Source organism: Burkholderia sp. Ac-20353, from assembly GCF_017104785.1.
GTDB lineage: Bacteria > Pseudomonadota > Gammaproteobacteria > Burkholderiales > Burkholderiaceae > Burkholderia.
On sequence record NZ_JAAGPL010000579.1, the window covers coordinates 1 to 265 of the forward strand.

Annotated in this window: 1 protein-coding gene; it reads left to right on the top strand. The window is 63.8% G+C overall.

What is annotated here, in order from left to right; all coding sequences use genetic code 11:
- The coding region (locus G3N94_RS43370) for a zinc ribbon domain-containing protein (RefSeq protein ID WP_205799996.1) at nt 1-265 on the top strand (265 nt) is incomplete at both ends.

Below are 265 nucleotides of genomic sequence, written 5' to 3' on the forward strand. Positions count from 1 at the left end.
ACAAGCTGGCGTGGAACGGCGGCTGGCTGATCGCCGTGCCGCCGCAGAACACGAGTCGGACCTGTCCCGCGTGCAGATGCGTGAGCGCGGACAATCGCAGGACACAGGCGCAGTTCGCCTGCGTTGCATGCGGCTACAAAGCGCACGCCGACGTGGTCGGCGCAATGAATATCCTCACACGAGGATTGCAACTGTTGGAAGGGCAGGACGATGCCCGGATAGCCCGTGGAGAGATGGCGCAGTCAGGCCACTCGGTGAAGCAGGA